At 66.9% G+C, this 628-nt stretch carries 1 protein-coding gene; it reads left to right on the top strand.

Annotated elements, in window-relative coordinates:
* Window positions 1-628 (top strand): phosphopantetheine-binding protein (locus DA1_RS29375; RefSeq protein WP_155737687.1); only part of this gene is annotated, 628 nt, incomplete at both ends.

Here is a 628-nt window from a genome sequence, read left to right as displayed (position 1 = left end):
TGGTGCTGGCCAGGGAGGGTGCAGGCGGGGCGCGATTGGTGGCCTATGTCTCGCTGAATTCGCCAGCCGAAGACGGTTGGCTCAAGGACCGGTTGGGCCAGGTGCTGCCCGACTACATGGTGCCCTCGGCCATCGTCGTGCTCGATGCCCTGCCTTTGACAGCCAACGGCAAGGTGGACCGCAAGGCCTTGCCCGAGCCGGAGATGGCGAGTGCACAGGAATACGAGGCACCACAGGGCGAGTTGGAAGAAACGCTGGCGCAGATCTGGGCCGAGGTGCTGGGCGTGGAGTGCGTGGGCCGGCAGGACGGCTTCTTCGAGTTGGGCGGGCATTCGCTGCTCGCCCTGGGCCTGCTGGAGCGCGTGCGCGCCCAGGGCCTGCGTGTGCAGGTGCGCACGCTGTTCCAACACCCGAGGCTGGCGGAGTTTGCGCAGGCGGTACTGGAGGAACAGCAGGAGCAGCAGGGTGAGCAGGTAGCCGGCGAGATCGATGTGCCACCCAACGGCATCCCCGAAGGCTGCACGGCGATCACGCCGGACATGCTGACCCTGGTGGCGCTGGATGAGGAGGAGATTGCACGCATTGCCGCTGCGGTGCCCGGTGGCGCGGCCAACATCCAGGACATCTA

Origin of the sequence: Delftia acidovorans NBRC 14950 (assembly GCF_001598795.1) — a bacterium.
Taxonomy (GTDB): Bacteria; Pseudomonadota; Gammaproteobacteria; order Burkholderiales; family Burkholderiaceae_C; genus Comamonas; species Comamonas acidovorans.
This window is presented reverse-complemented; position numbering and strand designations above follow the sequence as displayed.